Genomic DNA, 9,549 nt, shown 5'->3' on the forward strand with positions numbered 1-9,549 from the left:
GCATGTAGCAGCGTTTGCGTCAGGGGAACGCGTCAGGCGTAGGCGTAGGGGCCGCCCTTGCGCAGCGCCTCGGCATAAGCCGGGCGGGCGTGGATGCGCTCCAGCCAGTCGATAAGGTTGGGATGCCGTTCGCCCAGCCCCGCCCGCGCCCGCGCCGCTTCCAGCGGGAAGCTCATCATGATGTCCGCCGCGCTGAACTCCTCGCCGGCGAACCAGGGACGGGTGCCGAGCTCCGTCTCCAGCCAGTCGAGATGCTGGCCGAACATGCGCAGCAGCGGCGCCCGCGCGGGCCGCCCCAGCAAGCCGAGCCGGTTCACCACCAGCAGCGCCAGCAGCGGCGGCATCATCGAGCCTTCGGCATAATGGAGGAAGTGGCGGTAGCGCAGCACCGCGTCGCGGTTCGCCGGCGGGCCGAGCCGCCCGTCCGCTTTCTCCACCAGATATTCGACGATCGCGCCCGTTTCGGAGATCACCCGTCCGCCGTCGTCGATCACCGGCGCCTTGCCGAGCGGATGGACCTTCCGAAGCTCGGGCGGGGCGAGCATGGTCTTGCGGTCCCTCTCGTAGCGGCGGACCTCATAAGGCAGCTCCAGTTCCTCCAGCAGCCAGAGGATGCGCTGCGAGCGGCTGTTTTCGAGATGATGGACGATGATCATGGCCCGACCTAGCCCGGATCGGCCGCGGAGTGGAAGCGCTTGTCATCGGCGCCCCCCGAGCCCAAGTGCAGCGGATGGAGCAGCAGCAGCAGCAGCACCGCGACCGCCGCCTCCCCGGCATGAGGGAATTCGTCGCGATGATGGCCGCTTTGATGGCGGCCAATGCGCTCGCCATCGACGCCATGCTGCCCGCCCTCCCCGCGATCGGCGAGGCGCTCGCGGTCCGGACGGAGAACGACCGGCAGCTGGTGATCAGCGCCTATCTGATCGGCTTCGGCGTCGCGCAGCTCTTCTACGGCCCGATCTCCGACCGGGTCGGCCGCAAGACCATCCTGGTCTGGAGCCTCGGCCTCTACACTCTGTTCGCGCTCGCCTCCGGCCTGGCGACCAGTTTCGACCTGCTGCTGGCCGCCCGCGCGCTGCAGGGCGCGGCGGCGGCCGGGACGCGCACGCTCGTCGTCTCGATCGTCCGCGACCGCTTCGTCGGGTCGGAAATGGCGAAGGTGATGAGCCTCGTCTTCATCGTCTTCATGATCGTGCCGGTGCTCGCCCCCGCCTTCGGCCAGGCGGTGCTGCTGTTCGGGAGCTGGCAGCTGATCTTCATCGGCCTCGGCCTCTACGGCGGCGCCGTCCTGCTCTGGGCGATGCTGCGCCTGCCGGAGACCCATCCGCCCGAAAAGCGCCGCCTGCTCTCCCCCGCTCTGCTTTGGGAAGCGTTCGTCACGACGGTCGCCACGCGGGTCTCGATCGGCAACACGGTCGCGCAGATGCTGGTGATGGGCGGCCTGTTCGCCTTCATCAATTCGATCCAGCAGATCGTGTTCGACGTGTTCGGCGCGCCGGAGCTGATCGCGCTGGTCTTCGCCGCCATCGCAGGGCCGATGGCGCTCAGCTCCTGGCTCAACAGCCGCATCGTCGTGCGGCTGGGCGCGCGCGGGGTGGCGCTGCGGGCGCTCGGCCTGTTCACGACCATCGCCACACTCCACTTCGCGGTGGCGGCGCTCGCGGGCGAATGGCTGATCGTCTTCATCCTGCTTCAGGCGCTCGCCATGGCGACCTTCGGCCTGATAGGCGCCAATCTCGGCGCGCTGGCGATGGAGCCGCTCGGCCATGTCGCGGGCACCGCATCGTCGATCCAGGGGGTGATCACAACGGTCGGCGGCGCGCTGATCGGCCTCGCGGTCGGGCGGGCGTTCGACGGGACGACCCTTCCCTTCCTCGCCGGCCTCGCCATTTGCGGGGCGCTGGCGCTGGTCACCGCCGTCTGGGCGAACCGCCCGGCCTGATCAGCTGCGCTCCTTGGTGGCGGTGAACCGCAGCCGGGGGTTGCGCCCCTCGTGGTAGCTGAGCTCCCACAGATCCTTGGCCATGAACACCGGCGCCCCGTCGCGATCGACGGCGGTGGCGCTCTTGTGGGTGTCGAGGAAGGCCTGGAGGTCCTTGGGATCCTCGGCCGAGATCCAGCGCGCCGTGTCCCAGGGCGAGGGCTCGAACCGCGCGTCCACCTTATACTCGGCCTCGAGGCGCGAGATGAGCACGTCGAGCTGCAGCTGGCCGACCACGCCGACGATCCATTGCGCGCCGACATTGGGGTAGAAGACCTGCGTCACTCCCTCCTCGGCCATGTCGTCCAGCGCCTTGCGAAGCTGCTTCGTCTTGGTCGGATCGGCGAGCACCACGCGGCGCAGGATTTCCGGCGCGAAATTGGGGAGGCCGGTGAACTGCACCGTCTCGTCCTCGGTCAGCGTGTCGCCGACCCTCAGCGTGCCGTGATTGGGGATGCCGATGATGTCGCCCGGAAAGGCCTCGTCGGCGAGCTCGCGATTCTGGGCGAAGAACAGGATCGGGCTGTGCACCGCCAGCGACTTTCCGGTCGAGGGCTGGAGCAGCTTCATGCCGCGCCGGAAGCGGCCCGAGCAGAGCCGCATGAACGCCACGCGGTCGCGGTGCTGCGGGTTCATGTTTGCCTGCACCTTGAAGATGAAGCCGGTCACCGCCTTGTGGTCGGGATCGACGGGACCCGAGGCGGCCGGTTGCGGCTGCGGCGACGGCGCGAGCTCGGCCAGCGCGCCGATCAGCTCGGCGACGCCGAACTCCTTCAGCGCCGATCCGAAAAAGACGGGCGTCAGATCGCCCGCAAGGTAAGCGGCGGAGTCGAACGCCGGATAAGCGGCGCGGGCGAGCGAGGCTTCTTCCTGAAGCTTCTCATGCCCCTCCACCTGCTCGGCGAGCTTCGGGTCCTCGAGGCCGTCGAACTGAAGCGTCTCGCCTTCGAAATGGCCGCCGTCGCTCCGCGCGGGAAGGCTGAGGCGGTCGCTGCCGAGATCGTAGATGCCTTCGAACGTGCCGCCCATCCCGACCGGCCAGCTCATCGGGGCGACGTCCAGCGCCAGCACGTCGGCGATCTCGTCGAGCAGCGCGAACGGCTCCTTGCCCTCGCGGTCGACCTTGTTGACGAAAGTGATGATCGGCACGTTGCGCAGCCGGCAAACCTCGAACAGCTTGCGAGTCTGCGGCTCGATGCCCTTCGCGGCGTCGATCACCATCACCGCCGAATCGACCGCGGTCAGCGTTCGGTAGGTGTCTTCCGAAAAGTCCTCGTGGCCCGGCGTGTCGAGCAGGTTGAAGGTGACGCCCTGATGTTCGAACGTCATCACCGAGCTCGTCACCGAGATGCCGCGCTGCTGCTCGATCTTCATCCAGTCCGAACGCGCGCGCCGGCTGGCGCCGCGCGCCTTCACCTCGCCGGCGAGATGGATCGCGCCGCCGAACAGCAGCAGCTTCTCCGTCAAGGTGGTCTTGCCGGCGTCGGGGTGCGAGATGATCGCGAAGGTGCGCCGGTCCGGGCGGCCGGTGGGTCGGTTGAGCATATTGTCCGGTGAGTAAAGCGGTTTCGGCGCGCCCTTTAGCAGGACGCGCCGAACTTTTCGAGCCCCTCAGTCGGGCCGGCCCGACAGGCCGGCGGCGGAGCGGAGCGCGTCGCCGTCCATCAGCCGGTCGCCCAGCATGACGGTGTGCACCTTGCGCAGGTCGCCGATGTTGCGGCTCGGGTCGCCGTCGACCAGCACCAGGTCGGACAGCTTGCCGACCGCGATCGAGCCGCGATCGTCGGCGACGCCGAACTGGGTGGAGGGGACGATGGTCGCTGTCGCCAGCGCGTCCGCCGGGCTCATGCCGCCTTCGACATAGAGTTCGAGGTCGCGGACCAGCTCCAGCCCCGACCCGTCCGTGCCCGCGACCACCGGCACGCCGGCGCGGTGCAACGCCACCACCAGTTCCTGGAGCCGCGCGAAGCTTTGCCGCATCTGGTCGCGCGACACTTCGGGAGTCGGCGCGAAGCCGCCCGAGCGGAAGCCGCGGCTGAGGATCGGCGGCAGCTTCCCGTCGAACGGCCTGTAGGAGGCGGCGAGCTGACCCGGATCCTCGGTGAAGCCGCCCTCGAAGATGGCGAGCGTGGCGTCGACCGTGGTGCCGCGCCGCGCCAATTCCTCGATATAGGCGCGCATCTCGGGCGAATTGAGATCGACCCCGGCGGCGTAGCGGCCGGGACCGTAGAAGCGCTGCAGCCCGTTCGACTGGTTCACCACCTCGTCGGGCATCGCCTGCATCATTACGAAATTGATGTGGGTGAGCTCGTCATAGCCGGCGCGGACGGCATCAAGCGGGCGCATGGTGCGCGGCACATGGCCCTGAACGCGCAGCCCCAGCCGCTTCGCCTCGGCCGAGATGACCGGAACCAGCGCGGGATCGAGCGAGCCGTAGAGCTTCACGCCGGCAAAGCCCATATTCTGCGCCTGCCGCACCGCGGCGATCGCGCTCGCCTCGTCGGTTGCGGTGACCGCCATCTGGGCGGCGAGCGGCCCCGGACCGTCGATCAGCATCACCGGGATGACGCGCGGTCCCAGCAGCCGCCCTTCGTCGATGCGGCGCTTGCGGGCGATCGATTCCTCGGGCCGGTTGCCGGGGTCGCGCACGCTGGTGATGCCCAGCGAAAGCAGAAGCGGACCGGTCGCGTCGCCGCCATAATGCTGGTGCGCGTCCCACAGGCCTGGCACCAATGTCCTGCCGGCGCCGTCGTAAGTTCGCGCGCCGGCGGGGAGAGTGATCGCGGCCGCGGGACCGACGGCGGTGATGCGTCCGCCCTCCGCCACCACCGTCATGCCCTCGCGGAAGGTGCGCGCGTCGGCGTCGTAGAGCCGCACGTTGGTGAACGCGACCGGCCCTTCATGGCGGGGCGCGACGCGGGCGAGCAGCTCGGGCGCGCGTTCGGCCAGCGCCGCTTCCTGGGCGGCGCTCAGCCGCGGCGCGACGTCTTCCCAGCCCGCCGGCAGGACGTTGATGAAGCCGGCGGCGCCGAACACCCGATCGCCCTCCAGCCAGACGGGCTGCGGCGCGAGGCCGAGGCCGTCGATCGTGACCGCGGTGAGCCGCTTGGTCTCGCCGCGCGCGTTGGTGACCTCGAGCTCGGTCAGGGGATTGAGGCTCGCCTCGCCGGAGGGCGCGAGCGACAGCCGCCGGCCCGGCGCGCGCAGCAGCGCTTCCACGAGCAGGATGCCGGGCTCCATCAGGCCGCCATAAGTGGCGTAGGTGAGGCCCGGCCGGTACTCGCCCTCGCCGCGGTCCACCGGGCTCGAATAGGTGAAGCGGCCATTCTCGACCCGGAAGGTCTCGGAAGCGTCGCCCTGCGGCGTGCGGCCGCGGATCACGATCTCGCGGATGCTGCCGTCCGGGTTGAAGCGGGTCTGCTGGTCGATCTCGGTGACGAAGCCGCGCAGCAGCATCGATTCGCGCGCCCAGCGGGTGCCGTCGGGCGCGGCCCAGCGGATCGACTGGCCGTGGCGGCCGCCGGTCGAAGTCAGCACCCGCACCTCGGTGCCGGTCTCCGGGGGGACGGCGAGGTCGGGCATCGCCGCCTGCGCCGGAGCCGCGGGCGGCACCTGTTCGTGCGCGGTGGCGGGCGCGGTCAGCGCGGCGGCGAGAGCGGCGATGCAGATGGCGGAATATTTGGCATGCGTCTTCATGGCGTCCTCCCCTGGGTTCGAGGCGGAGACTGCACCCGTAACGGTCGGCAGCACAAGCGGGCGTTCGACCGGCGGCCTTCGGCTTCGACGAAGCGCACTTGATGCCGCGCCCGCGCTCGAACATAGCGGGGCGGTTCTTGAGGGAGGCGCCTGTGTATGCACGGATCGGCGGGCTTGAGGTTGCGGAGGCGCTGAAGGCCTTCGTCGAGGACGAGGCCCTGCCCGGCACCGGCATCCCGGCGGACCGCTTCTGGGTGGGGCTCGAGACGTTGCTGCGCGACCTCTCGCCCGAAAATCGCCGCCTGCTGGAAACGCGCGAGGCGCTGCAGGCGCGGATCGACGAACGCAATTCCGCGCTCGGGGGCCGCGCGCCCGATCCGGCGGAAGAGGAATCCTTCCTGCGCGAGATCTCCTATCTGGTCGACGCGCCCGCTCCCTTCACGATCGGCACGACGAACGTCGATCCGGAGATCGCCGACATCGCCGGTCCCCAGCTCGTCGTCCCGGTCAGCAACGCCCGCTACGCGCTGAACGCGCTCAACGCCCGCTGGGGCAGCCTCTACGACGCGCTCTACGGCACCGACGCGCTCGGCGACCGCCCGCAAGGCGGCGGCTACGATCCGGAGCGCGGCGCCCGCGTGATCCAATGGGGCCGCCGCTTCCTCGACGAGGTTGCCCCGCTCGAAGGCGGAAGCCATGGCGAGGTGAGCGACTACCGGATCGAGGCGGGCCGGCTGGTCACCGATCGCGGCGGCCTGCGCGATCCCTCCCTGCTCGCCGGCTGGCGCGACGGCGCGGTCCTGCTCCGCCACAACGGCCTCCATATCGAGATCAGGATCGACCCGGACCACCCGATCGGCCGCGAGGACAAGGCCGGAGTCGCCGACATCCTGCTCGAAAGCGCGGTCACCACCATCATGGACTGCGAGGATTCGGTCGCCGCGGTCGATGCCGAGGACAAGGTCGGGGTCTATCGCAACTGGCTCGGCCTGATGAAGGGCGCGCTGAGCGCCTCGCTCGAGAAGGACGGACGCAGGATCGAGCGCCGCGCGAATCCGGACCGCAGCTACGCCGCCCCGGACGGCGGCACGCTGACGCTGAAGGGTCGCGCCTTGCTGTTCGTCCGCAATGTCGGCCATCTCATGACCAATCCAATGATCCGGATCGACGGGGCGGAGGCGTATGAGGGGCTGTGCGACGCCGCCTTCACCGCGCTCGCCGCGCTCCACGATCTGAACGGCGCCCGCGCCAACAGCCCCGCCGGCTCCGTCTATATCGTCAAGCCCAAGATGCACGGCCCCGAGGAAGCGGCCTTCGCGAACCGCCTGTTCGACCGGGTGGAGGACCTGCTCGGCCTGCAGCGCCACACCCTCAAGATCGGCGTGATGGACGAGGAGCGGCGCACCTCCCTCAACCTCGCCGCCTGCATCCATGCGGTGAAGGACCGGATCGTCTTCATCAACACCGGCTTCCTCGACCGCACCGGCGACGAGATCCACACCGCGATGCGGCTCGGGCCGGCGATCCGCAAGGCCGGGATGAAGGGCGCCGCCTGGCTCAAGGCCTATGAGGACAACAATGTCCTGACCGGCCTCGCCTGCGGCTTCGCGGGGCGCGCGCAGATCGGCAAGGGCATGTGGGCGATGCCGGACCTGATGGCCGACATGCTGGCCCAGAAGATCGGCCATCCCGAGGCGGGGGCGAGCACCGCCTGGGTCCCCTCCCCCACAGCCGCGACTCTCCATGCCGTCCACTATCACCGGGTGAACGTCGCCGAGCGGCAGCGCGCGCTCGCCGGCCGGGCGCCCGACCGGCTCGGCGACATGCTGCGCATCCCGGTCGCGGACGGACCGAGCTGGAGCGCCGGGGAGATCGCCGAGGAGCTCGACAACAACATCCAGGGCATATTGGGCTATGTCGTGCGCTGGATCGACCAGGGGGTGGGTTGCTCCAAAGTGCCCGACAACCACGACGTCGGCCTGATGGAGGACCGCGCGACCTGCCGCATCTCCAGCCAGCACGTCGCCAATTGGCTGGAGCATGGCGTTGTCGCGGCGGAGCAGGTCGAGGCGGCGCTGCGGCGCATGGCGGCGGTGGTCGACCGGCAGAATGCGGGCGATCCCTTCTACCGGCCGATGGCCGCCGATCCGGAAAAGAGCATCGCCTTCCAGGCCGCCCGCGCTCTCGTTTTCGAGGGCAAGGCGCAGCCTTCGGGCTATACCGAGCCGCTGCTCCACGCGCACCGCCTGAAGCTCAAGGCCGCCGCCGGGCGCTGACCGCGCGGCGGCGCCTCATCGATCGGTTCGGATGGAAGGGTGGAGGAAGGAGCGGCGCGACGACCGGGGTCGGGGCCGTCGCGGGGCGAATTCCCACCCGGTCCATTTGCCGAGGCACCTCCCTTGGACCGGGTAGGAATGGCTGAAGCGACTGCGCCGCTCCTTCCTCGTTTGCATAGTCAACGCTTTCCGGGAAACATGTCGCGAAAGCCGAAATTTTTTTTGGAAGGGATGCGATTTGGACAGAAGCGCGCAAAACCGGGGCACGGCGGAGGTGCGCGAGGCGCACCGGTTCGACACCGAGCGCCTCCATCGCTGGATGGAGCAGCATGTCGAGGGATATGCCGGTCCGCTGCGGGTCGAACAGTTCAAGGGCGGTCAGTCCAACCCGACCTACAAGTTGGTGACCGAGGCCCGCTGCTACGTGCTGCGCCGCAAGCCGCCCGGCAAACTGCTGCCGGGCGCCCATGCCGTGGAGCGCGAATATCGGGTGATCAGCGCCCTCCACGCCCAGGGCTTCCCCGTCGCCCGCGCTTATGCGCTGTGCGAGGACGAAGGCGTGATCGGCACCGCTTTCTACGTCATGGAGATGGTGGAGGGCCGCATCTTCTGGGATCCCGCCTTCGGCGAAGTGCCGCGCGCCGACCGGCCCGCTTATTTCGACGCGATGAACCGCACCATCGCCGCGCTCCACCTCATCGATCCGGACGCCGCCGGGCTCGGCGACTATGGCAAGCCGGGCAATTATTTCGCGCGGCAGATCGGGCGTTGGTCGAAGCAATATCTCGGCGACGTCGAGGCCGGGCGCGTGCCGGCGATGGACCGGCTGGTGGAATGGCTGCCCGACAACATCCCGCCCGACGAGCCGCGCGCCCGCATCATCCACGGCGATTTCCGCTGCGACAACATGATCTTCCATCCGACCGAGCCGCGCGTGCTGGCGGTGCTCGACTGGGAATTGTCGACGCTCGGCCACCCGCTCGCCGATTTCTCCTACCATCTGATGATGTACCGGATGCCCGACGCGCTCGGCGAGGCGGACCTCGCCGCGCTCAACATCCCGTCGGAAGCGGACTATGTCGCCGCTTATTGCGCGCGGACCGGCCGCGACGGCATCGCGGACCTCGATTTCTACATGGCCTTCAATCTGTTCCGGCTCGCCGGCATCGTGCACGGCATCAAGGGCCGGATCGCGCGCGGCACCGCCGCGTCGGCCCACGCCGCGGAAATGGCCAAGCGCCTCGAGCCGCTCGCCGACCTCGCTTGGGAACAAGCGCGGAAAGCCGGCGCCCGCTGACGGCGCCGGTTGGCCGTCAGCCCGATGAGCCTTGGACGGGGCCTGCGGCGGCCAGGCAACACCGCTGCTGCGGAGCGGCAACGCCCAGGCCCCCCGCCACGTCATCCGGTTGGCGACGAACCGCGCCTGAGCGGCAGCGCCCGCGCTCCGGAACGCAAAAAAGCCCTCGGCCTGTTAGGCGAGGGCTTGTGTGTTGGTTGCGGGGGCAGGATTTGAACCTGCGACCTTCAGGTTATGAGCCTGACGAGCTACCGGGCTGCTCCACCCCGCGCCAAAAGGATTGAGCCGCCCGGGGCACG

At 69.4% G+C, this 9,549-nt stretch carries 6 protein-coding genes and 1 tRNA gene; 3 read left to right on the forward strand and 4 right to left on the reverse strand.

Annotation, left to right across the window (positions count from 1 at the left end):
• Positions 1 to 32: 32 nt before the first annotated feature.
• Positions 33 to 656, reverse strand: a complete 624-nt coding sequence (locus ACK4K7_RS11875; RefSeq protein WP_431866242.1) for a glutathione S-transferase family protein — start codon at positions 654 to 656, stop codon at positions 33 to 35.
• A 74-nt stretch (positions 657 to 730) separates the two neighbouring features.
• On the opposite strand from ACK4K7_RS11875, the gene ACK4K7_RS11880 reads away from it, so the two are divergent.
• Positions 731 to 1,942, forward strand: a complete 1,212-nt coding sequence (locus ACK4K7_RS11880) for a multidrug effflux MFS transporter (RefSeq protein ID WP_431866243.1) — start codon at positions 731 to 733, stop codon at positions 1,940 to 1,942.
• Here the strand turns inward: ACK4K7_RS11880 and ACK4K7_RS11885 are convergent, their stop codons facing one another.
• On the reverse strand, positions 1,943 to 3,526 hold the full coding sequence (locus ACK4K7_RS11885; protein ID WP_431866244.1) for a peptide chain release factor 3: 1,584 nt from the start codon (positions 3,524 to 3,526) through the stop codon (positions 1,943 to 1,945). It abuts the gene before it with no gap.
• A 66-nt stretch (positions 3,527 to 3,592) separates the two neighbouring features.
• Complete coding sequence (locus tag ACK4K7_RS11890; RefSeq protein ID WP_431866246.1) at positions 3,593 to 5,677, reverse strand: amidohydrolase family protein; 2,085 nt, start codon at positions 5,675 to 5,677, stop codon at positions 3,593 to 3,595.
• 101 nt (positions 5,678 to 5,778) lie between these two features.
• Between ACK4K7_RS11890 and ACK4K7_RS11895 the strand changes: the two genes are divergently transcribed.
• A complete protein-coding gene (locus ACK4K7_RS11895; protein WP_431866247.1) occupies positions 5,779 to 7,953 on the forward strand; it encodes a malate synthase G in 2,175 nt (724 codons plus the stop codon).
• 238 nt (positions 7,954 to 8,191) lie between these two features.
• The gene (locus ACK4K7_RS11900) at positions 8,192 to 9,250 is read left to right on the forward strand and encodes a phosphotransferase (protein WP_431866248.1); all 1,059 of its coding nucleotides are present in this window, start codon (positions 8,192 to 8,194) and stop codon (positions 9,248 to 9,250) included.
• Positions 9,251 to 9,444: 194 nt separating this feature from the next.
• Here ACK4K7_RS11900 and ACK4K7_RS11905 read toward each other — a convergent pair.
• Positions 9,445 to 9,521, reverse strand: a tRNA-Met gene (locus ACK4K7_RS11905).
• Positions 9,522 to 9,549: the final 28 nt, after the last annotated feature.

The sequence above is a fragment of the Allosphingosinicella sp. genome (assembly GCF_046295735.1).
In the GTDB taxonomy this organism is placed as follows: Bacteria; Pseudomonadota; Alphaproteobacteria; order Sphingomonadales; family Sphingomonadaceae; genus Allosphingosinicella.

Bases quoted from the DNA above. Each gene is read 5' to 3' on its own strand.
- ACK4K7_RS11875 (WP_431866242.1), bottom strand. From the start codon at position 656: ATGATCATCGTCCATCATCTCGAAAACAGCCGCTCGCAGCGCATCCTC.
- ACK4K7_RS11880 (WP_431866243.1), top strand. From the start codon at position 731: ATGGAGCAGCAGCAGCAGCAGCACCGCGACCGCCGCCTCCCCGGCATG.
- ACK4K7_RS11885 (WP_431866244.1), bottom strand. From the start codon at position 3,526: ATGCTCAACCGACCCACCGGCCGCCCGGACCGGCGCACCTTCGCGATC.
- ACK4K7_RS11890 (WP_431866246.1), bottom strand. From the start codon at position 5,677: ATGAAGACGCATGCCAAATATTCCGCCATCTGCATCGCCGCTCTCGCC.
- ACK4K7_RS11895 (WP_431866247.1), top strand. From the start codon at position 5,779: ATGCCGCGCCCGCGCTCGAACATAGCGGGGCGGTTCTTGAGGGAGGCG.